General features: G+C 47.5%; 20 protein-coding genes. 13 read left to right on the top strand and 7 right to left on the bottom strand.

What is annotated here, in order from left to right:
• Window positions 1-39 precede the first annotated feature (39 nt).
• A complete protein-coding gene (locus tag ACMVP2_RS16850) occupies window positions 40-612 on the top strand; it encodes a YceI family protein (RefSeq protein WP_416864304.1) in 573 nt (190 codons plus the stop codon).
• Between the two features lie 82 nt (window positions 613-694).
• Here the strand turns inward: ACMVP2_RS16850 and ACMVP2_RS16845 are convergent, their stop codons facing one another.
• Window positions 695-1,735, bottom strand: coding sequence for a type IX secretion system membrane protein PorP/SprF (locus ACMVP2_RS16845; protein ID WP_416864303.1), 1,041 nt, complete (start codon window positions 1,733-1,735; stop codon window positions 695-697).
• Window positions 1,732-6,147, bottom strand: a complete 4,416-nt coding sequence (locus ACMVP2_RS16840; RefSeq protein WP_416864302.1) for a PKD domain-containing protein — start codon at window positions 6,145-6,147, stop codon at window positions 1,732-1,734. Before ACMVP2_RS16840 ends, ACMVP2_RS16845 begins: the two co-directional genes overlap by 4 nt.
• 278 nt (window positions 6,148-6,425) lie before the next feature.
• On the opposite strand from ACMVP2_RS16840, the gene ACMVP2_RS16835 reads away from it, so the two are divergent.
• The 12 genes from ACMVP2_RS16835 to ACMVP2_RS16780 all read left to right on the top strand — a co-directional run bounded on the left by ACMVP2_RS16835 (window position 6,426) and on the right by ACMVP2_RS16780 (window position 17,945).
• Window positions 6,426-8,048, top strand: coding sequence for a CTP synthase (locus ACMVP2_RS16835; protein WP_416864301.1), 1,623 nt, complete (start codon window positions 6,426-6,428; stop codon window positions 8,046-8,048).
• Between the two features lie 24 nt (window positions 8,049-8,072).
• The gene (yidC, locus tag ACMVP2_RS16830; protein WP_416864300.1) at window positions 8,073-9,893 is read left to right on the top strand and encodes a membrane protein insertase YidC; all 1,821 of its coding nucleotides are present in this window, start codon (window positions 8,073-8,075) and stop codon (window positions 9,891-9,893) included.
• 256 nt (window positions 9,894-10,149) lie between these two features.
• Window positions 10,150-10,938 carry a ParA family protein gene (locus ACMVP2_RS16825; protein ID WP_151997090.1) on the top strand — a complete coding sequence of 263 codons (789 nt, stop codon included), beginning with the start codon at window positions 10,150-10,152 and terminating at the stop codon, window positions 10,936-10,938.
• Complete coding sequence (locus ACMVP2_RS16820) at window positions 10,938-11,849, top strand: ParB/RepB/Spo0J family partition protein (protein WP_317490051.1); 912 nt, start codon at window positions 10,938-10,940, stop codon at window positions 11,847-11,849. Before ACMVP2_RS16825 ends, ACMVP2_RS16820 begins: the two co-directional genes overlap by 1 nt.
• Entirely contained in the window at window positions 11,849-12,505 is a 657-nt protein-coding gene (locus ACMVP2_RS16815) for a DUF5683 domain-containing protein (RefSeq protein WP_416864299.1), read from the top strand. The genes ACMVP2_RS16820 and ACMVP2_RS16815 overlap by 1 nt, the downstream gene beginning before the upstream one ends.
• Before the next feature lie 2 nt (window positions 12,506-12,507).
• Entirely contained in the window at window positions 12,508-13,242 is a 735-nt protein-coding gene (dapB, locus tag ACMVP2_RS16810) for a 4-hydroxy-tetrahydrodipicolinate reductase (protein ID WP_339787432.1), read from the top strand.
• A 160-nt stretch (window positions 13,243-13,402) separates the two neighbouring features.
• Window positions 13,403-14,494, top strand: a complete 1,092-nt coding sequence (gene lepB, locus ACMVP2_RS16805; RefSeq protein ID WP_416864298.1) for a signal peptidase I — start codon at window positions 13,403-13,405, stop codon at window positions 14,492-14,494.
• A gap of 181 nt (window positions 14,495-14,675) precedes the next feature.
• Window positions 14,676-15,671 (top strand): D-glycerate dehydrogenase, encoded by a 996-nt coding sequence (locus tag ACMVP2_RS16800; protein WP_339787438.1) that lies wholly within the window; start codon window positions 14,676-14,678, stop codon window positions 15,669-15,671.
• Window positions 15,672-15,739: 68 nt separating this feature from the next.
• Window positions 15,740-16,189 carry an SRPBCC family protein gene (locus ACMVP2_RS16795; protein ID WP_416864297.1) on the top strand — a complete coding sequence of 150 codons (450 nt, stop codon included), beginning with the start codon at window positions 15,740-15,742 and terminating at the stop codon, window positions 16,187-16,189.
• Window positions 16,190-16,311: 122 nt separating this feature from the next.
• Complete coding sequence (locus tag ACMVP2_RS16790) at window positions 16,312-16,722, top strand: DoxX family protein (RefSeq protein ID WP_416864296.1); 411 nt, start codon at window positions 16,312-16,314, stop codon at window positions 16,720-16,722.
• A 111-nt stretch (window positions 16,723-16,833) separates the two neighbouring features.
• A complete protein-coding gene (locus tag ACMVP2_RS16785; RefSeq protein WP_416864295.1) occupies window positions 16,834-17,613 on the top strand; it encodes a glutaminyl-peptide cyclotransferase in 780 nt (259 codons plus the stop codon).
• 2 nt (window positions 17,614-17,615) lie between these two features.
• On the top strand, window positions 17,616-17,945 hold the full coding sequence (locus ACMVP2_RS16780) for a putative quinol monooxygenase (RefSeq protein ID WP_416864294.1): 330 nt from the start codon (window positions 17,616-17,618) through the stop codon (window positions 17,943-17,945).
• A 31-nt stretch (window positions 17,946-17,976) separates the two neighbouring features.
• On the opposite strand, the gene ACMVP2_RS16775 is transcribed toward ACMVP2_RS16780, so the two are convergent.
• The 5 genes from ACMVP2_RS16775 to ACMVP2_RS16755 form a co-directional block, all read right to left on the bottom strand.
• Complete coding sequence (locus ACMVP2_RS16775) at window positions 17,977-19,245, bottom strand: alpha/beta hydrolase-fold protein (protein ID WP_416864293.1); 1,269 nt, start codon at window positions 19,243-19,245, stop codon at window positions 17,977-17,979.
• 35 nt (window positions 19,246-19,280) lie between these two features.
• Window positions 19,281-20,357 carry a M56 family metallopeptidase gene (locus ACMVP2_RS16770; RefSeq protein ID WP_416864292.1) on the bottom strand — a complete coding sequence of 359 codons (1,077 nt, stop codon included), beginning with the start codon at window positions 20,355-20,357 and terminating at the stop codon, window positions 19,281-19,283.
• Window positions 20,354-20,725 (bottom strand): BlaI/MecI/CopY family transcriptional regulator, encoded by a 372-nt coding sequence (locus ACMVP2_RS16765; RefSeq protein ID WP_416864291.1) that lies wholly within the window; start codon window positions 20,723-20,725, stop codon window positions 20,354-20,356. The genes ACMVP2_RS16770 and ACMVP2_RS16765 overlap by 4 nt, the downstream gene beginning before the upstream one ends.
• A gap of 265 nt (window positions 20,726-20,990) precedes the next feature.
• Window positions 20,991-21,560: a hypothetical protein gene (locus tag ACMVP2_RS16760; RefSeq protein WP_416864290.1), complete on the bottom strand. Its 570-nt coding sequence runs from the start codon at window positions 21,558-21,560 to the stop codon at window positions 20,991-20,993.
• A gap of 113 nt (window positions 21,561-21,673) precedes the next feature.
• On the bottom strand, window positions 21,674-22,948 hold the full coding sequence (locus tag ACMVP2_RS16755) for a serine hydrolase domain-containing protein (RefSeq protein ID WP_416864289.1): 1,275 nt from the start codon (window positions 22,946-22,948) through the stop codon (window positions 21,674-21,676).
• Between the last annotated feature and the right edge of the window lie 123 nt (window positions 22,949-23,071).

Raw genomic sequence — 23,071 nt, 5'->3', positions numbered from 1 at the left:
CAATCCGTTATCTGTACCAACACATAAACTTATTGTACTATGAAAAAACTTCTTACACTCATTTTTGCAGTGGCCAGCACACAACTATTTGCTCAAAGCTGGGAGTTGGACAAATCCCACACCAACATCAAATTCACCGTCACTCACATGGTGGTTTCTGAAGTTGACGGCACTTTTGGCGACTTCTCGGGAACTGTAACCGGAGGTGATGACAAATTTGTTGGCGCAGCGGTTGAATTCACTGCTCAAACTGCGTCTGTAGATACCGACAGCGAAAGAAGAGATACACACCTTAAATCTGACGACTTCTTCAATGCAGAAAAATTCCCCACCATCAAGTTCAGCGGTAAAATCGTGAACGAAGGCGGTAAGTACTTCCTGGTAGGAAACTTTACCATGCGTGATGTGACTAAGCCAGTGAAATTCGATGTTAAGTACAATGGCAAGGTTGATACAGGAAGAGGCATGAAAGCTGGCTTCAAAGTAACAGGCGCTATCAACAGGTTCGACTACGGATTGAAATGGGATGCTGCCCTTGAAGCGGGCGGACTCGTGGTGGCCGATGAAGTTCAGATTACTTGTAATGTTGAGTTGAATGCTCCGAAAAGTTAATTAACTTTGCGGAGGTTTCCATTTTAACATAACCCGAGAATCACCCTAATTTGATTATAGAAAGGCAGGCTAGTCCTGCCTTTTACTTTTTACTGGCTTTACCATAAAAGGAAGGGCAGGGCAAAAATTTATCTTTCCGCTTTACTTTTGCAGGGTTGGTGGTATCAAAACGGTACTGAATCGAGATTTCATGAGCGCCTCCTGTGTCTGCGCCAAGCCTTGAAATGCTGGCGTCGTAGCTGTAGCCAACATCGAACGCAAGAAACCTTACCCCCATCAATAAAACTACGGCATCGTGGTTAATAAAGCTGGTGCCATTGTCAGCAAATGGAATTCCACGGTACCACAGTCCGAAAATAATCGGTTCGTAGAGAAATGAGGCCCCCACGTCCAACTGCTGAAAGGTACCCTGCGACTTAAAAACAAAACTCGGAGAAATACTCGACGGTGCCTCACCTCTTTGGAAGGTTTTGTTTCCAAGCGGAATCTGGATTCCTCCATGAATGGAATACTTCATGGGCAACTTACTTGACCCTTCCAGAAACGACTGGTTAGGCTGGTTGAGGTGATGGAACCCCGCTCCGAGCCAGACCCTCTGGTTGTACATCAAGATACCCGCACCGGTGTCAAGATACTGGACCGGCGTTATTTGACTAGCCACCGGATCAGATGACGGCACACCATCGACGCCGAAATCAATCTGATCCCCAAATATGATTTTTGTGGGATCAATCCTTCTTGAAGTGTAGCCCAGGTAAATGCCAGTGCTAACGACCCACTTTTTATTGAAATTAACTTTGTAACTGTAGTTTATAGCGCCTGAAGTGTTCCTTAAACCAGCTGACCCAGCCTGTTCTGTGCTTAACAGTAAGCCTACCCCGCTGTTGAGGTTCTTCATATTGTAGTCGTACGAAAGGGAATAATTATTGAAAGCCTTTGGTAAACTTGGCCACTGAATCCGGTTGTTTACCGTAATGCGTTGGTGCTCCTCCGTGCCAGCAAAAGCAGGGTTAAGGTAAAGGGGTGCAGAGTAGTATTGGGAGTATTGAAAATCCTGGGCCTCCGCAGCCAGGCTATAAAAAAAGATCAAGACTACAATAAAACTACTTTTGTTCCCCATCATCTTATAAGCGTTACGTCCCCAACTTTCTCCTGCCTTTGTCCATTGATGTAGGTAAGCTCAAGCTTGTATACGTACACATCCTGTGGAGCCATCCTTCCATTGTAGTAGCCATCCCATCCCCAGTCCACGTTCGTGCTTTCAAAAATCAACTGGCCCCATTTGTTATAAATCAGCATGCGGAAATCAACGACCCCCTGTGTGCGGGGCAAAAACATGTCGTTGAAAGAACCAGTGCCACCTTCTCCCCCTCCGGGCCCCAGCGTACTTGGGGTAAAAGCATTGGGCACAACAACGCTACCACCTTCAATCGCCAATACAGCACTCTGCCTTCTAAGGGTGTCGGCGCAACCATTGTCAGTTTTCACAATAAGAGTGACGCTGTACTCACCCTTCTCCGCATAATAATGCACAGGGTTCTCCTCAGTCGAAAAATTTCCATCGCCAAAAGCCCAGAAAGCAGAATCATAAGCCTGGCTCAGGTTAGAGAAAAAAACGGGTTTATCGGGTAAATAGACCTCCCCCGGTCTCAAATCGAAGGCTGCTATTGGCACCTCAAACACCTCAATAATTGCCTCCTTGGTCTCGGTGTCCGAATTGCCAATGCTGTTTTGGCCAGTCAAACTGACGGAATATGTCCCGGGTTCGTTGTAAGTGTATCTTGGATTCACTGCGGTGGAGAATCCCTGATCGTCGCCAAAGTCCCAAACGAACCTGGTCGAGTCTGCAAATTGGCTGGTGTTGTTGAATTGCACCGTCAAAGGCCTGCAGCCGCTGTAGCGATCAGGCACGAAGTCGACTTCAGGAACGGTTGGGTCGATCACAACGGTTCGTTCAACTGACTCCACACAAAAACCATTCGTGACTTCCAGCTGGATACTGTAGCTCCCTGCACCAGGAAAAGTGTGCACCCCAGGATCAGCAACCAACGACTCAGTGCCGTCGCCGAAATCCCATAGATACTGAAGATTTTCGCCTCCTGTGGTCAGGTTTTGGATACTTACACCGACATCCGGCAGAATAAGACGTTCGGGTGTGGCGAGAAAATCCACCACAACTGGTTGATTTAAATTTTCAACTTCAAATGAAGCTTCCTCAGTGCTGCTGACACATCCTGCTGAGTTAGTTGTTTGCAGCGTAACGGTTGAAGAGACATCCGGCTGCCCCGGGTCAGGCCGACTATAGATGAGCGTTAGCAGGTCGTCGTCTTCCACCATTTGATCGGGGCTGGCAGCCACTACCCAGTCGTACGCCACCAACCCACTTTCATCTGCTTCCAAAACCACAGCCTTCGTCAGGCAACTGTCAAGAGATTCGCTGACGGTAAATGTTCCCGAGGGAACAGGATCTACCCGCACTATCTGCTGTGAGTCTGTGATACAAACACCTTCCTTTTCAGCTGACAAGGTAATCCTGTAGAGCACGTTCCTTCTCAGCGTATTGGTCAATGTATAGGCAAGTGTATTGAAATTCGCAGGGCCTTTTTGTACTGTCAGCGGAAAGCCATCCAGCACACCGTCCTCCCCTTCAATCGTCCATGTATAGCTGTCGACATCGAGCTGGGCTGTCGCCAAACTTACCTCAAAGGCTCCTGTTAGCGGAGAGCAGTTTGGCATCAATGGGTCATAATAGGGATCGGAGAAAGCTGAGTTGAACCCGGGGTTTACCGCAACAAATATTGTATCTGCCCGGGCCGAACAATTGTTGAAAGCGTTCGCTACCAGATTAACTGCATAGGTCTTCTGACTTGTGCCACTGTTTTGAAAGCCATAAGGAAGTGTTGCTCCAAAAAAATTGACAGTGTCCACGTCGCTGTTGTCGAGGTCAGTTACCAGCAGTTGATAGTTAACGGGGCCTGCCTGGCTTATTTCATCCGGCTGCACACTCTCGTTGGTGAACACCACCTCTTCGCCAAAGCAAACGGGTTTCATATAGCTTGAAGAAAGTGTAGCCACGGGCGTTTTTTTTACCTCTATCTCAAGGCTAAAAATCTGAAAACACTGCCCAATTTGCGTTGTTACCCTGAGTGCCGCCAGATATTTGCCAGCCACTGAAACCAAAGGCTCTGTTTCACCTGCAACATCACTTCCATCCAAAAACCATTCGAAATCGCTGTTATCAGTTCTTCTAAGCTCCTGATTAAACGTTACCCCATCGTAACTGAAGTCCCAATCCCAAAACTCCACCACATCTCCATTTACAGACACCGGAACAACATTGTCAATTCCACTAAACCTGGTTCGTTCTCCCTCGCATACTTCCGTAGCTTCAAACGATGCCGTTGGCAGGTCATACATAGTGATGTGCACGTCGGTGCTTGCCGAACACCCCGACGTGAGGTCATCAACGACTAGCTCAACCCGGTAAATGCCGGGATCATTAAAGAACCTTTGCACTGGCGTGACTGGATTCACAACAGAAGAGGCAATAGTTGCATCATCATCCACTGCATAAAAGTTCCAGGTAAAATCTGTGTTGCCGGGATGAGGGTTGACGGATGACGGATCGAGGTCAAAGTAAAGAAACTCTCCAGCAACAGCTTTGCAAAATGTAGTGGGGTGCGCTGCGTTGGAAGCATCCTCCACCGAAATAACCGGAACCGGCACTGTATTTACTGTGATAGTCGTTTCGAAGAGATCAGAGCACATCCCGGTTTGCGTGGTCACTCGCAATGCCACCCGATAGCTTCCTGCCACGGAGGTAGCAGGCTCCACTTCGCCAACCACTGGTGCCCCATCCAAATACCATTCAAAATCGCTTCCATCAGTCCTTCGCAGCTCCTGATTGAAAGTGACCCCATCGTAGCTAAAGTCCCAATCCCAAAACTCCACCTGATCGCCATTCACCACCACCGGAATGGAGGTAACCTGGTCAGCTATGTTAGCAAACGCCGACCTGTCACCCTCACACACATTGGCCAGGCTTGTATAGGTAGAAACGGGCGTGTCGTAGATTGTGATCTCCACCACGTCGGTTGAGCCACAGTTGGTGAGGTTGTCCATCGCTTCCACTTCCACACGGTAAACCCCAGGATCCACCATCGTTCTCATAATCGGCGGGACTGGATTGAGAAGGCTGGTGTTTATGGTTCCAAAGTCATCTTTTTCGTAAAAATTCCAGGTGACGTCTGTGTTTCCAGGGTTAGGAATAGAAGATGCAGCGTCGAGATTAAAATAAATGTCCTGACCGCCGGCGGCGCCGCAAAATGAGGTAGCCGTTGGGTTTCCAACAATGTCTTCGACGGATACTACCGGCTCGGGAACGGCGTTCACGGTTACCTGGAAGGCTGGAGTGGTTACCACCTGGCAGGAGAAAACATTGGCGTTGTTGTTCGTTACCGAAACCGTTACATCAAAGGGAGTTCCCCCATTGTCGCTGGTGTAGGTATGAGTCGGATCCTGATCCGTTGAAACAGGGCTGCCGTCTCCGAAATCCCATTCGTAGGTATATCCCGGCAAAGGTGTGCCACCAAACTCAAAATCTACCGCCTCGCCCACACAGTAAGGCCCGGGAACTACAGTGTTGACAATTGGATCTGGTGGCGCAATTATTCTGATGATCGCCTGCTGGGTCACGGGCGCATTACCCGTTGGTATGCCGCCAGCATCCTCATAAGGATTGCACTGGTTCCAGTTCTCCAGCCGAATGTGGAATTCCTCGCCAATAGTAGCCGTGGCAGGCACAGTCACTGTTAACGACTGGTTGCCAGGAGCGATGGGATTGAGCACGGGAGAAGGCACATGGTCGAAAATGGGCTCCTGAAAAGGAAATGCAACAGGGTTTCCATCTACGAGCACGGTGCCTGTAATATCATTGAAAACACCATGAATCCAGCGTGTCCATCTGGGCCTATTGTTGAGCGTGCTTATGGCTGCGGCATCTGTGCAGTTCCAGGGGCTCACGTCATCGAAGTTGACATCGACAGAGGTTCCGGCGCAGACCTCCACCAGCATGGGTGCAATGGTGATATCACTTCCACCATCTCCAAAATCATCGGTATTGAAAACTGCAATTTCAGCTGTCACCGTTGTTTCGTCCACTGTGTAACACGAGCTGACAACCCAGCAGGTGATGTCCAGCACACAAGTGCCGGAAGTATTGGCCTCAGTATAAGTGTGTGGTTGAGGAGTGTTGTAGGAAATACCGGCCTGACTTCCAGTCGATCCAACATTAATGACAGTCTCCGCTGTGCCGTCACCCCAATCGATATGAATTTCCGCATTGTCGTCCAGCTGGCTATACAGTGGTTGAAACTGTATCATTAAGCCAGCCCCAGTGGCACAACCGCTGGGTTTGTCTAGAAAACGGCCAACGCCAAGCGGGCCGGGAGGGCACTGAGCATGTCCTTGCAAAAACAAGAGATACAAGAATACACCTGAAATGCCTTTTACAATTTGCTGGTTGATGGCAGGCATACCCAAAGGTAGTGTATGAAATTTAAAAATAAAATAATTAATATTTAATCTTTAAATTATCATATTATTACCTCGTCAATAGCACTAATACAACATCCAGCTATTCCTTCTTGTAGCCCCAAACCAGGCAGCCCGGAGCTGGCCTCATTTAAACCTGGCGTTACAACCGATCGGTCAGGAAATTATACTTCTGTTCAATTGAAATTCTATATTGTTTAATTATTTCAGTTTTAGGCCTACCTTTGTGTCCCGAAAGAATATTTCGGAACTCACCTCTTATGTCCAAAGCAAAATACATCTTCGTAACGGGCGGCGTTACGTCTTCATTAGGCAAAGGAATCATCTCGGCATCTCTCGGCAAGTTACTGCAAGCCAGAGGCTTTCGGGTAACGATCCAAAAATTCGACCCTTATATCAACATCGACCCGGGCACCTTAAACCCTTACGAGCATGGTGAGTGTTACGTAACCGATGATGGTGCAGAAACCGACCTTGACCTTGGCCACTACGAAAGATTTCTCGACATAAAAACCTCCCAGGATAATAATGTCACCACGGGGCGTATATATAACAATGTTATCACCAAAGAACGCCGGGGCGACTTCCTTGGAAAGACCGTGCAAGTGGTTCCACACATCACTGACGAAATAAAAAACAACTTTTATAAACTAGGAGAAACAGGCGACTACGATATCGTCATCACTGAAATCGGAGGTTGCGTAGGTGATATTGAGTCGCTGCCATTTATCGAAGCGGTTCGCCAGGCAAGGTTTGAATTGGGCATTAATAACTTCGTTTCCATTCATCTCACACTTATTCCTTATCTCAAGGCTGCGGGGGAGCAAAAAACGAAGCCAACGCAGCATTCAGTAAAGCAGCTACTGGAAGCGGGAATTCAGCCCGACATACTGGTTTGCAGAACCGAACATACCCTTACCAGCGAAATCCGCAAGAAGCTAGCGCTTTTCTGTAACGTAGCCAGCAACTGCGTGATAGAAGCACAGGATGCTGAAACCATCTACGACGTGCCTCTTCTCATGAGAAAAGAAAAGCTGGATGAAAGGGTACTCACCAAGCTGAAGCTTTCTCACAAGAAAGAACCTCAAATTGACCAGTGGAAGGAATTCCTGGGCAGGCTTAAGAATCCGACAGACGAGGTAAGAATAGCCCTTGTTGGTAAGTATGTGCAACTCAAGGACGCCTACAAGTCTATTGCAGAAGCTTTTGTGCATGCAGGCGCACACAACGAGTGTCGTGTGGAGTTGTCATGGATTAACTCTGAAGAACTTGATGGCGACAATGTAGTGCGCCTTTTGAAGGACAAACATGGCATTTTAGTAGCGCCAGGATTTGGCGAACGTGGCTGGGAAGGCAAGCTTCAGGCGGTGAAATATGCCAGAGAAGACAAGATTCCATTCTTCGGAATTTGCCTCGGTTTGCAGTGTGCTGTAATTGAATTCGCAAGAAACGTACTAAATATACCGAAGGCCAACTCTACTGAGATGGACCCGAAGACAAAAGCGCCCGTCATTGACATGATGGAAGCTCAGAAAAAAGTAACCAAAATGGGTGGTACCATGAGACTGGGAGCCTACGCATGTGAGTTGAAGAAAGGTTCGAAAGCTTATTCGGTTTACGGCCACTCAAAAATAATGGAGCGCCACAGGCACCGCTATGAGTTTAACAATAAATACCTCGAACAATTTGAAGAAGCTGGATTTCTTGCTACGGGTATTAACCCCGACACTAAGCTTGTGGAAATAATGGAATTGAAAGACCATCCATGGTTTGTTGGCAGTCAGTTTCATCCGGAGCTTAAAAGCACCGTGATGAACCCTCACCCTCTTTTTGTCCGTTTTGTGAAGGCCGCTCTTGCCTTTAAAAAAGATACATATAAATAAAACATCACCTCAGAATAAGAAATAATGGATAGACAGCAAGTAATTGGGATGGTCATGATGTTGATCTTGCTCACCGTTTATTTTACTTTTTTTGCCCCCGATCCTCCAGTTGAAGAGCCGATAGTAGCCACTACCGAAAGCGTAGTGCAACCTTCGCAGGTTTCCAGAGATACTACCACCACTGCCTTTACGCCTTTGGCCGACTCGATAAAAGACGGTCAGTTGAAAGAAAAGTTTGGCGCATTTGCAGCCATTGCGTCAGGTAAAAACAGCGAAGTTGCCCTGGAAAACGACGACATCAAAGTATCGATCAACACCAGGGGCGGTTTTGTTTCCTCAGTTGAGCTAAAAAACTACAAAACGTACAATGGCGAACCCCTGATCCTGCTGGATGAGCAAAGCTCTGAAATGAACCTGAGCTTTGGTGGCCAAAACAGAAACCTGAAGCTTAACGATTTCTATTTTAAGCCTTCTGTTACGTCAAAGAAGGTATCGGGCAACGATTCTGTCACAGTGACTCTCAGAGCTTCTCTAAGCACTGGTCAATACATCGAACATGCCTACACCATCTATGGCAAAGGCTATGAGATTGGCTATTCGCTGACCACCAAGGGTCTGGAAAATTACCTTAGCCAGGAACCTGTTGTGCTTCAGTGGAAAAATGATGTGAAAAGGGTTGAGGCCGACCTGAAAGACTCCCGCATACGAACCACGATCAACTATTACACTACCGCAGGCGAAACAGATGAGCTCAGCGCCACATCGGAAGACCTGGAAGAAGAAACGATTAGTGAATCCATTCAGTGGGTGGCCATCAAGCAGAAGTTCTTTACAGCGGCTATTATCGCCAATGATGGGTTTTCTGGTGCTTATGTGGCTACCAAATATGCCGTAGCCGACACCACCAAGGTGAAAGAGGCCATGGTGAGCCTGACCCTTCCATCCGAAAGATGGAAAAACAGTGGTGTGGTTGGTAAATTGTATTTTGGCCCTAACGAATACAATACACTTAAAGATGTAGCACCAGAGTTCAGCAGTAATATCAACCTGGGCTGGAGTATCCTGGGCTGGATCAATAAAGGGTTTACGATCCCGGTTTTCCATTTCCTTGAAGGCTTCATCACCAACTACGGTATCATCATTATCATTATCGTGATTCTGATGAGACTGATACTTTTCCCGCTCAACTACAAGTCGTACATGAGCATGGCGAAAATGAAGGTGCTTAAGCCAGAGATAGATGAAATTAAGGCGCAGTATCCTGATGACATGCAAAAGCAGCAGTCGGAAACCATGGCCCTGTACCAGAAGGTTGGCATTAACCCCCTCAGCGGCTGTATTCCCATGCTGCTGCAAATGCCGATTCTGTTCGCCATGTTCTATTTCTTCCCGAATGCCATCGAGCTCAGGCAGGTGTCTTTCCTCTGGGCCCATGACTTATCTACTTACGATAGCGTACTGAACCTTCCTTTCGTGATCCCATTTTATGGTGACCACGTGAGTTTGTTCACCTTGCTGATGACTGCTTCTACCATACTTTATACCTGGAGCAATAGCCAGATGACCACCGTGCAGGGGCCAATGAAAACGCTTCAGTACATCATGCCGATAACGTTCCTGTTCTTCTTGAACTCTTACGCAGCAGGCCTGACTTACTACTACTTCGTTTCCAATATTTTGTCATTTGGCCAGCAGATTCTCATCAGACGGTTTGTGGATGAAGACAAAATCAAGCTGAAACTGGAAGAGAACAAAAAGAAGAACGCCAATAAGAAAAAATCTTCGTTTCAGCAGCGACTGGACGAGGCCATGAAGGCAGGTAATGCTTCGAGGAAGAAGAAATAGGTTATTGGTACTTTGGTTATTAGTTATTGGTTATTGGTTAATAGTGGCAAAAAACTATTAACTGATAACCTTTAACAAACAACTTCTCTCCACTGTGAATTACCCGTGGATAACTTGGGGATTACCAAATAAGCCATTCACTAACAATTCTTCTTTATTCATCTATATTTGTGCTTCCCCCAAGAAGACCTTTGTTAAATCAGTCGCTTATTTGGAGGTTTAAACCAGTTTCCTGAACCAATTTTTGGATTTTCTCATGGGCAAAATCATTTCGATTGCGAACCAGAAAGGCGGAGTAGGTAAGACAACCTCGGCCATCAATTTAGCTGCCAGCTTAGCCGCTTTGGAGTACAAGACCCTCATTGTAGATGCTGACCCTCAGGCCAACTCTACGTCGGGTGTAGGCTTGAACCCCAAGGAAGTGGAAGTTAGTATTTACGAGTGTATGGTGAACGGAGACGATCCGCACGATGCCATCGTAAAAACGGATTTGGAGTACCTGTACCTGATGCCTTCCCACATTGACCTGGTAGGTGCCGAGGTAGAAATGGTGAGCATCAGCGGCAGAGAGGAAAAAATGAGAACGGCTCTTGGCCTGGTCAAGGACGAGTACGACTTCATCATCATCGACTGTTCTCCATCATTGGGTTTGATTACCATCAATGCCCTTGTTGCCAGCGATTCGGTAATGGTACCCGTTCAATGTGAGTACTTCGCCCTCGAAGGGTTGGGAAAACTCCTGAATACTATTAAGATCATCCAATCCAGGCTTAATCCAGAGCTGGAAATAGAAGGTATTCTGCTCACCATGTACGACGTGAGGCTCAGGCTTTCTAACCAGGTGGTGGAAGAAGTAAATACCCACTTCAAGTCACTGGTGTTTGAAACAATCATACCTAGAAATATTAAGTTAAGTGAATCCCCAAGTTTCGGCCTACCGGCTATAGCGCACGATGCGGAAAGCAAAGGAGCTATTAGCTACCTCAACCTGGCCGAAGAAATCCTGAAAAGGAATGAAATGAGGATTCCAAAAGTGAGCGCTTGATGACGGACAATAAACTACCTAAAAGAAGAAATGCTTTAGGAAGAGGCCTTGGAGCCTTGCTTGACGATAATACCAATACTTCTGAAAAGCTCAGCGGCTCCGGAGCAGGCACGGCCAACGCCATCGGTGAGATTCCTGTGGCGCAAATAGAGGTTAATCCTTTTCAGCCACGAACTGAGTTCAACAAAGAAGCTTTGGCTGAGCTTTCTGAGTCCATCAAGGTTCAGGGTATTATTCAGCCAATTACCGTCAGGCAGTTAAGCAAAAATCAGTTTCAGCTGATCTCCGGTGAGCGCCGTTTGCAGGCATCAAAGCTGGCCGGACTCGAAAGCATCCCTGCCTATATCAGAACAGCCGATGACCAGCAAATGCTGGAAATGGCTTTGATTGAGAATATCCAGCGGGAAAATCTCAATAGCATTGAAATTGCGCTGTCTTATCAGCGGCTTATTTCCGAATGCAACCTGAAGCAGGAAGAGCTGGGCGACAGGGTTGGTAAAAACAGAACAACTGTCACCAACTACCTCAGGTTACTCAAACTCCCTCCTGATATCCAGATAGCACTGCGTGACGGCCGGCTTTCTATGGGCCATGCGAGGGCCATCATTGGCATCGACAATCCTGCCACACAGCTGAGTATTTTCAAGAAAATTATCAGCGAAGATCTTTCTGTCAGAAAAGTGGAGTCGTTGGTAAGGGAATACACTCAAAAAGCTCCTGAATCACCGAACCTCAATAAAACGGCTAATCCTTCGTTATCACCCGAAGTAAAAAACCTCCAAAATAAACTATCTTCGCACTTTGGTACCCGGATCTCGCTTAAGGCAGATGAAAAAAACAAAGGAGAAATTAGAATACCCTTTGTTTCTACCGAGGACCTCAACAGAATTTTGGAAATACTGAACATCTGATGTTCCGAAAGGAAGCCTTAAAATTGATAGCAGCTACACCTGCCTGGAGAGTTATATCTTTGGCGGCGTTGCTGCTTTTTTTATGTCAATTTGCCCAAGCCCAGCAAATATCAGGTGACTCAGTTGAAGTAGTAACCGGCGAGCCACTGATCATAAGAGGAGACAGTGTTTCAAACCTCCCGAAGGGCATTATGCTCAAAGAAGAACTAAGCAAACTTGACCCTCAAAAAGCCGCCATGCTTTCCGCTATATTTCCTGGCATGGGCCAGGTCTATGTGGGCCAGGTGTGGAAAGTGCCAATTTACTATGGCGCCTTTGTCGTTTTAGGGCATATGATCTATACCAATAACCGGCTTTATAACATTTTCCGGCAGTCGCTTTTTGCTGAAATAGACGAGGATCCTAACACGGTGAACCCATTCCCAAGGTTCAATGAAACGGCACTCCGCCGAAATACACAGGGCTTTCGCAGAAACAGGGAGTATATGATTATCATTACTGGGGTGGTTTACATGCTCAATATTGTAGACGCACATATCGCTGCCCACCTCGACGAATTTGACATAAATGACGAACTTGTCATCAATTACACACCCACTATTGGCAATATAAATGGCTACGCCTACGCAGGCCTGGGCATTAAAATAAGTTTTTAAGGATGAAGATATTTTTAGTTGGCTATGGGAAAATGGGTAAGACCATCGAAAAAATAGCCATTTCACGTGGACACGAAATTGCAGGCACACTTGAAAATCAGGTTGAGAATGTTGGAAAGCTTGTAAAGGACAGCGGCGCCAACATCGCCATAGAGTTCACCCAACCGGAAGGTGCCGTAAAAAACATAACCTCGTTAATGGAAGTAAACATCCCCACAGTGTGTGGCACCACAGGCTGGCTTGGCAAATGGGATGAAGTGGTGAGCAGTTGCGAAAAAAACAATGGTGCTTTTTTCTATGCTTCCAATTACAGCCTTGGCGTTAACCTTTTTTTCAGGCTAAACAGAGGCTTGGCGAGGCTGATGAAAGACTACCCTGAGTACAAAGTAGGGCTAAAGGAGATTCACCACACTGAGAAAAAAGACGCTCCGAGTGGTACAGGCATCACGCTGGCAGAAGGAATCCAAAAAGAACGCCCTGAGTTCACCAAACTGATCAATGATAAATGTGACAACCCTGGCGTCTTGGGCATCGAATCCTTTAGGATGACGAATGTGCCTGGCACCCACAGCATACACTACACATCGCCAATCGACGAAATAGAAATCAAACATACGGCGTTTAGCCGGGAAGGCTTCGCCCTTGGGGCTGTAGTGGCTGCTGAGTGGCTGCTCGACAAAAAAGGAGTGCGAGGCATGGATGATTTAATGGGGTCAAAAGAAGGTGAAAAATTTTAGTTATTATTGCGGGCGAATAGCCTGAATAAATTAGAGACACAGATGAAATAGTCATAGGGAAAGGCACACCCAGAGCATGAACATGCATGTAAACCATCAAATTTAGGCTCAAAACGGTGTCTGCTATTCCCTTTGGCCGCTGAAAGCAAACTATACTCAAATGAAATTGAAGTTTTTTGGTAAAAAGGAAGAAAAGGAGCAAGTGAAAAAATCTCCTCTGAGAGAGTGGTTAGACGCCATTGTTTTTGCAGTGGTAGCCGCCACGCTCATCCGGTGGATTTTCATGGAAGCTTTCACCATCCCCACCCCTTCCATGGAGAAATCTCTGCTCGTTGGCGACTTCCTTTTTGTAAGCAAAGTATCGTATGGTGCCCGCACCCCGGCCACACCTCTTCAAATCCCATTAACGCACGCTAAAATCTGGGGAACCGACGTCCCTTCCTATCTCGACTGGATTCAATTGCCACAGTATCGCTTGCCCGCCTTTAGCGAAGTAGAAAGAAATGATGTGGTCGTATTCAACTACCCACCTGAGTTTGAGCACCCAGTGGATTTAAAAACGCACTACATCAAGCGTTGTATTGGTATCCACGGCGATGTGGTGGAAGTGAGAGAAGGGCAAGTGTATGTGAACGGCGAAAAGGGAGAAAACCCGGAACTCATGCAGTACAGGTACTTTATAAAAACTGATCAAAGGATCAACGATCGGGTGTTCGCCAAGTACGAGATCTCTGAGCACAATCAGCTTCAGGGAGGGTATTTGGTGCATACCACCCCAGCCACCGCCGAACTATTGAAGGCAGAACCTTTTATAGAAGACGTGATAAGCACCTTGATGCCATCTGATCAGCCCAACCCACGCATTTTCCCCGACGCCAACTATTTCCCATGGAATGCCGACAACTGGGGGCCTCTTGAAATACCCTACGAGGGCATGAAACTTCAGCTCAACGATACACTGGTTGCTAAGTACGGCAGCACTATTGTTGATTACGAAGGCCATAAGAATGCTGAGGTAAAAGACTACAAACTGTATATTGACGGGCAGGAAGTGACGGATTATACCTTCGGACAGGACTACTACTTCATGATGGGTGACAACCGCCACAACTCTGAAGATTCCCGTTTTTGGGGATTTGTGCCAGCTGACCATGTGGTGGGTGAAGCTGCCTTCATCTGGCTTTCCCTCGATGCACAGGAGAGCTTCCTGAATAAAATCAGGTGGCGCAGGTTCTTCAATCTGATTGATTAACTATATTGTTGAAACTTCCCAGGCGTGATAATACGGGCCATCCTTTTTTAGGGGTGGCCCTTTTTTATGTAGCTGTAAGCGAACACAAACGACCCTGTCATTTGTTACATCAGTAAGCAGCCTTCAAAACCAATAAACCCGGTTTGGCTGTTATCTTTGCATCAAACCCCATCACGTTGTTATGAAAAGACCGGCCCACGAAACCAAAGTACTTGTAGCCAGAGAAATTCCAGACCTCGGTATCAACATGCTAAAAGAGGCTGGCTTTCAGGTAACAGTGTGGCCAGGGAAAGTACCCATGACGCAGCCAGAGCTGATTGAGAAGGCGAACCAAATGCACGCCATCCTTACCCTGAGTGCTGACAAGCTGAATGCACATTTTTTTCAGGAATGTAACCATCTCGACATTGTATCACAGTTTGCAGCGGGCTACGACAACATCGACATACCGGCCGCTACCAAAGCAGGTATTCCCGTAGGCAATACGCCCGGAGCCATGAGCGATGCCACTGCCGACATAGCCTTTGGGCTGATGCTGGCAGTGAGCAGGAAGTTCTTTCACATGCATAAAACCATAGGTCGGGGAGAATGGGGTGCCTTTCAACCAAAAGCCAATTTGGGCCTGGAGCAAAAAGGGAAAACGCTGGGCGTCTTTGGCTTGGGCGCTATCGGCATGGAAATGGCCAAACGGTGCCACGGTGCCTACGACATGGAGATCATTTACTGCAACCGCAGCCAGAACGAAGAAGCAGAAAAACGCTTTGGAGCCAAAAAAGTGAGCTTCGATGAGCTGCTGGAGAAAAGCGACGTTATCTCTGTGCACAGTGTACTCAGCGATGAAACCAGAGGCATTTTCAATAAAGCCGCCTTCAGCAAAATGAAGCCGACAGCGATCTTTATCAATACTTCCCGTGGTGGCACTCACAACGAAACTGACCTCATCGAAGCGCTGAAGTCAGGCACGATCTGGGGAGCAGGGCTTGATGTAACCAACCCCGAACCTATGAAAGCAGACAACCCTCTGCTCGAAATGGAAAACGTGGCAGTGCTGCCCCACATTGGCTCAGCTTCAGTAAATGCCCGAAATGAAATGTCGAGAATGGCGGCCGTCAATATTATCGAATTCTACAAGACTGGCAAGGTTCCCTATATCATCAACCCCGAGGTACTCAGCTGAGCCACTGACATAGGGTTGTCAGTAGCTAATGTTTCTTTGTTGTATGTTTTATCTAAAACCGTTGCTTCATGCCCAAAGAAATGACCATCAAAAACACTGTTACTATTGCTGCGCCTGCCTCCAAAGTGTGGGACGCCCTTGTCAACCCTGAGCACACCAAAAAATACATGTTTGGCTGCGAGCCCATCACCAACTGGCAGCCAGGTAGCTCCATCAGGTGGGTTGGCGTGTTTGATGACAAAGAAATAGAAGCTGTAACCGGCAAGGTGGTCAGCATTGACAAAGGAAAATCGCTGGCCTATACAACGTTCGATCCCAATGGCACCTACCCAGATCTACCTGAAAACCACCTCGTCGTTACCTATTCTCTGGTGGAGAAAGGTGGGAGCACCGAGTTCACGGTCACCCAGGGAGACTACTCAAAGGTGGCCGAAGGGCAAAAACGGTATGATGATACGATGAATGAAGGAGGGTGGGCTGGCATTCTGGAGCAGATCAAAGGCATTGTGGAGGCCTGAATTGTCTCTTTCTGACAATTGAGGCCATACTATCCTGAAGTATAGTGTGGTAAATCTTTTCAAAGGCCATTTTCCACCTTAGATGTATGTACATTCAATAACAAAACATCCATCAAAACATTATGGCTACAGAACAAAAACAATCAAAAGTGCTCCACATCATACTTTGGGTGGTACAAGTCATTCTTGCATTAGCTTTCGGCATGGCTGGTTTTATGAAACTTACCACACCTATTCCCGATCTGGTTGCCCAGATGGTATGGCCCGGCGACATACCGGCCGCACTTGTCCGTTTCATCGGTGCTTCTGAGCTGGCTGCGGCGATGGGTTTAATCCTTCCTGCCCTCACCCGTATCAAGCCTATACTCACAGCCTACGCTGGCTGGGGCCTGGTCATCGTCATGCTGCTGGCTGCCTTGTTTCATGCCGGTAGAGGCGAATACTCAGGCATTGCTTTTAATCTGGTCTTTATGGTAATGGCCTTTTTTGTGGGCTGGGGAAGGTCAAAAAAGGTTCCGATTACGGCAAAGTAACAGCAAGACCGGGTGTTGTCCGATCAATAGCTGTTCGCAGGAAAGTTGGGCCTATTTTTCTTATAGAGAAAGTAAAGTAATTAAATTGCCAGGAAAAGTAGACTGTACAATATGACTTACAAAAGCTTTTCCTGGCTTATCATTACTGTGTTGGCAGCGGCATGTACTTCAACCGAAAAAAAGGAAGAAGCTACGTCGGATAGAATAGACTTTAATATCCACAGCCAATTACCTCATGACACCGGCTCCTTCACCGAAGGGTTTGTTGTGCACAATGGTAAGCTGTACGAAAGCACAGGCGAAGAAGGCCACTCCTGGTTTGGTGTACTTAATATCAAAACAGGCAAGCCAGAAAAAAAAGTGGACTTGTCTGAAGAGTATTTTGGCGAGGGCATTACTATCCTCAACAATAAAGTGTACCAGCTCACATGGAAGAACAAGCAGGGCTTTGTTTACGACCTGAACACCTTCGAAAAAGTGAATGAGTTCACCTATGAAACCGAAGGCTGGGGGCTTACCCACGATGGCAAAGACCTGATTATGAGTGACGGTAAAAGCAGTCTGTTTTATCTTGATAGCGCCTCCCTCAAAGTCATAAAAACACTTCCTGTTACCTACCAGGGCCAGCCGGTAACCATGATCAACGAATTGGAATACGTAAACGGATATATCTTCGCCAATATCTGGCAAACCAATTCCATCGTAAAAATTGATCCTGCCGATGGTGAGGTAGTGGGCGTTCTCGACCTCTCCGCCCTGGCCGAGCAGGCCAGGATCAAAAACCCTGAGGTGGATGTACTCAATGGCATTGCCTGGTACGAGGGCACCAAGTCGTTGCTGGTAACGGGGAAGTATTGGCCCACTATCTACGCACTAAAACTGGAAGAATAAACATGACAGCTGAAACCAACACCAAATACGGCTTATTCGGAAAGCTGAAAGCCAAGCCCGGCAAGGGCGATGAACTCATTGCCATTCTAATGGAAAATGCACAAACTGACAGCCCCATGCCGGGTTGCCTGCAATACCTTATCGGCAAAGACCCGGACAACAGGGATCTCATCCTCATATCTGAAGTTTGGGAAACAAAAGAGGATCATGCTAACTCGTTGAAGCTGGAAAGTGTGAGAGCTGCCATTGCCAGGGCCATGCCGCTGCTGGACGGGATGCCTGAGAAGGGTATTGTTTGGGAGGTAATGGGTGGATTGGGGCTAGCAAGCTAACCCACCCAACAAGGTTTTTCATCGCCAACAGCTACTTCTTCTCTAGTTTTTTCATTCTGTCAGCATAATACTCTTGCCCGCTAATCTCAAAAGCTTTTGTCAGGTTAACCAGTGCATTGGCATAGTCGCCTTGCGACTCATAATAATCAGCCATTGAGTCGTAGGCATTTGGGCTTCCCGGGTAATACTCGATCCCCATTTTGAAAAACACCTCTGATTTCGCTACCTGCCCCATTTGCAGGTACATGTAGCCTGCCTGGTTAAAAAGCTCCTCTACCATCGGCGGAAAAGGGTAGCCGAAATGTTCTTTCAGCACTTTCTCCCGCTGCCTGATCAAAGTAAGCAATTCATCCAAAGGGGTTTCGGGGCTGCTGTATTTTGCGGGCGACTGAAGCTGGTACCATTCAAACTGCCTGATGAGCCCATCACGCAAAGCAGGGAGTGGCACGGTCCAATGATAGTCATCGGGGTACGTCTTCCAGGAAAAGGAAAGGCCGTTTTGTGGCTGGCTTTCTGCAAACCTGGAAAACTCAATAATAGAACGGCCGAACAGGCTGTATTCCGACGTGTCCTGCATCACATTATCAAGGGTTATCTCCCCATCGAGCATGTGTAGCTGACCAGCGCCTAATGCCACAAAAAGCGATTTTCTCTGGAACTGTCGGCTTTTTAGCGCTTCCTTTGCTTCTTTCATGAGCTTTTGGTCGTCCCAGTCGAGGCTGGGGTCGATGGCGATGTAATTGTCAAATAATTCGGTGTGGTTAACCAGCGTGTTGATGGTGAACAGGCCGCCGTAAGAATGCCCGATCAGCGTCCGGAACGGTGAGGTTGGGTAATTGCTGCTCACATGGGGGATCAGCTCAGTTTCCAGGAAACGGGTGAAGGCTTCTGCACCACCGGTAGCCTCTCTCACTTTGCCCCCATTCCGAAACTTGACTTCAGAAGTGGTCAGATCCCGGGTGCGGTTGGTGCGGTTGGAAATACCCACCAGAATCATGTCGGGCAGGTGATGGCCCGTGTAGTAGCTATACACTGCCGCCAGTGCACCCAACTGTGCACCGCCGTCCAATAAGTAAATGACGGGGTAAGTCGTTTTGCTCTCCGGGTTGAAGCCTTGCGGGAGCTGCACCCAGAAGTCTCTTTGCTCTTTCAAAACTTTCGAATAGACGCTGTCTTTCATCCCCAGCTGTAGCAGGTAAGAAGACGGCTGTGCCTGGCTGCTGGCGGCGTGGCCGATGATGGCCAGGCAGACCAACGCCAGGAAAATTTTTGCATAGTTGTTCATGCCATAATAGTTCATATGATGGAAGATTAGATGTAGTAATGAGATTTGACTTACTGAGCTTGCATGCTCTGTTTCATTTGCTGCCAGTCTTCGTCGGTGAGTGGCTCCAGGTAAGCCGGTAGCTTATACACTGATCCCCGCTGCCCACTGCTCATGTTTTTATAGATGGCCATAAGCGTGTCGTATTGCCCTTTTGTTTCTATCGGCAACAGAATCCCCTCCTTCAGGTCTTTTTCGCTCATTTCGCCCGTTTCGAGTATCTCCTGCATGCCAGCCGTGTAGCGCCAGTAGTAAAGCATCTCTTTGCCCGACACGCCCGGATTATCGGAACAGGAGATCAAAATGACCGCCAGCATCGGAACAATGAACACTTGCTTCAGTGCGTACATACTACTCTTTCCCCTTGTCATCATTTGGAATCGCTGTTTCGTTGGAGAAAAATTGAAACCACTGACCATGTTCATCGGTCGCTGTCCATCAAGATAGCTCAGCAGGATATCCTGATAGTGGCGGGTATCGTGCGTTCTGAGCACATCACCATCAGCCAGAAACTCATGATTGAGCTGCATAGCCTTTTTGTACCTCCCCACCATTGGGTTGATCCAAACGACCACTTTCACCAGTTCCACCAGGAAGATATCGAGCGTATGCCACTGCTGCACATGAGCCAGTTCGTGCTTTAACAGTTCCAGCGGGATGGCTTCAAACTGCGCCTTGTTGATGAAAATATAATGAAGGAAGGAATACGGCGTGGTGTCCTCCTTTAGCAGCACCACCGTTGCCCGGCCGTACCTGCGCTGTTCGTTACAAGCAGCTTTCCTCAGAAAACGGTAAATATCCACCCCAAAACGTACCAGCAGCACAGCTACCACCAACAGATACACAGCTCCGGCCAACCACTCCCAAAAGAAATAATTCGTTGGTACATAGGGTTCAACAGCTGTGATGGCGCTTTTAATACTTTCCGATGTATCGATTGAAACAAGCGGCACCACCAGCGACGTCGCCAGGCCACCCAGCAACACCAGTCTTTTGAAGCCATGACCCTTTTCGTTCTCAAAGAAAGCTTTGTAGAAAACGTAGACAATAGCCAAAGACAAACTGAAGCGGATGACGTAAATAATCATTTGTCTGATGCTTTAAGTTGGTCATCAATCATATCACGAAGCTCGAGCAGCTCCTCCTTACTTAGCTTAATGTTCTTTGTAAAAAAGGAAGCAAACCTCCCCGACGACCCCTGAAAAAAAGTAGTTATCATGTTTTTGACATAAGAGGTAGAGTAGTCGGACTTGGCTATCAGCGGGTAGTAAGCCCTTGAATGACCGTCGGCCCGAAATCCGATGGCTCCCTTGTTGGTCAGCCGCTTCAGCAAAGTGGCAATGGTAGTTACTGCAGGCTTTGGCTCGGGGTAAGCATCGATCAGGTCCTTCATATAGGTCTCGTCGGCTTGCCATATGTAATTCATCAATTCCTCTTCCTTTTGTGACAGTTTCATCTACTATGTACGTTGGATATTTACCTTGCTCTACAAATGTAGAGAAACTTTTGTGTTCTACAAGTGTAGAGTAGTAAAATTTCGAAAAGCAGCTAAGAAGTAAGGACTGTAAAAGCCGCCTTCCATCTCACGCTTACTCAATCCCGATAGGTGAAAAACATGACTGCGGGGTTAAAATGGCAGTTCTTACGGAAAACCAGGTGCGGGTCAGGGTCTGGCAATTGAGAACTTCCCCGAAGCACAGAATGGCCGACAGATTGGGTTATCAGTTGCCGGAAGATATTGTCCCGTCAGTTGCAATCGTATAATTTGTAACTGTCGAGTCAATGAGGGCACCCTTCATGTAGGCACCCGACTCTTCATCTTCCAATCGCTCATACTGGTAAGCTACCGTAGAAAACGAGTTGTCGTACGCCCATCGCAACTTGTAGGGATCAACCCCCTCTGCCTCCTGACCTAAACCAATAAAAGAGATGGCCATTCCAGTCTCTTTTGAAAAACTCAAGAGATAATAGTTAGAAATGTCAGTCCCACCATCTTTCGACTGAACCAACAAATAGTCATTGGTTTCCTGCAAAATGGTGTGATCCCGAAGACTTCCACCATAAATCACCATTTCAGAAGCGGCTGGTAGGAACTCAGCCGAAATAGGCTGTTGGGTTTCAATAAGACGTTTAAGTTGCTCGTGCGAAACCTCGGCCATCGGAGCAGCCTCCTCTTCCTCCATGGCGGCGGTGCTCTCTTCCGCTAACTCAGAAGCACTTGTCGGGGACTTGTCGGGGGTGCAAGCTATTGCTACCATCAGAAAAATAAGTGAAAAGAATGGGCCTCTCATATTTCAGTTCCTTTTGATTTCCGATTATGGCTGTCTTCCAAATTGATATTCAAAGTGGAGCACACCTAACCCACCACGTTAGCAGGCGTTCATTTTGGCATTCTGACCAATATTTACTTCAGTTCGCCAGGCACATAAGGCCCATACACCGCATCCCTGAATTTCTTATGCACCTGACCAGCAAATGGCATGATCTGCACGAATAGCACTGCCGTCAGGTCGTTTACAGGATCCACCCAAAACAAGGTACTGGCAGCGCCATCCCAGAAAAACTCACCTACAATGCCATGGTTCTCATCGGCAGATGCTGGCGGGCGCAGCCTCACGGCAAAGTCAATCCCAAAGCCGACCTGGCCTTTGCTGGGCAGCCACATGCGCTCTTTGATGTTTTCATCCAGGTGATTGGTGGCCATGAGCTTTACTGTTTCGGGCTTTAGAATAGCTACACCATCCAGCGTACCATCATTCACGTACATCTGAGCCAACCGCATGTAGTCGTCGACGGTAGAGGTAAGGCCATAGCCTCCCGGGGTAAGCGCCCAGGTGTTGATATTGAAAGAATGGGCGGTCGAATCGGGCAGCTGAGTGAGCGTACCATCTTCATTTCTTCTGTATATGGCCGACATCCGGTTACGATCGCTCTCAGGTACGAAATAGCGGGTTTCGTTCATCTTCAAAGGATCAAGCACGTTCTTCTTCACGTATTCGCCATAGGGCACGCCCGACAGCCGTTCTACCAGAAAAGCCTGCACGTCTACAGAAGGCCCGTAAGCCCACTGCGTGCCCGGTTGAAACATCAATGGTATAGTACCCATCTTTTCTGCCATCTGCACGAGGGTGTTCCCTCTGTTGGCAGGATCAACCGCCCTCAATACCTCGCCCAAGCCAGACATATTGGGATTATTGGCAAAGCCTGCTGTGTGACGGGTAATATCTCTGATGGTAATCGGACGATCCAGCGGCTCCAGTATCATTTCTCCGGAAACAGAATCAATCCCTGCAAACACCTGCATGTCGGCAAACTCCGGTGCATATTTCGACAGTGGCTCATCAAGCTGGAAAGCGCCTTTGTCGTAAAGGGTCATCAGCGCAGCGCCAGTAACAGGTTTGGTCATTGAGTAAATGATAGCGATGGTGTTTCTATCCATGGGCACTTTGGCCTCCCGGTCGGCATATCCATAGGCATTGAAGTAGGCCTCCTTGCCTTTCTCGAAAATCAATGCAGAAGCACCCGCCACCATGCCGTTTTCTACCATACTGTTGAGCGTCGAGTCAAGTCTGGCCCTCGCAGTTTCATTGTTGGCAACAACGCCCGCTTCTTCTTTAGACGTGCTGCAGGCTAAAAAGCATAGTAAGGGAATAGCAAAAAGATATTTGGTAGGTTTCATAGTAGGTGGAGTAGGTTTTGTTGGATGTGTTTTATTGCCGGATTACAATGGTTTCGTTTAATAACCCGGTTGATAAAGATAGTGAAGCATTTTGGTTAAAACCATCATAGCGTAAACAGGCTG

This window comes from Imperialibacter sp., from assembly GCF_048007035.1.
Classification (GTDB): domain Bacteria; phylum Bacteroidota; class Bacteroidia; order Cytophagales; family Cyclobacteriaceae; genus Imperialibacter.
Note: the sequence above shows the minus strand (reverse complement) of the source record. Positions and strands in the feature narration are given on the sequence as shown.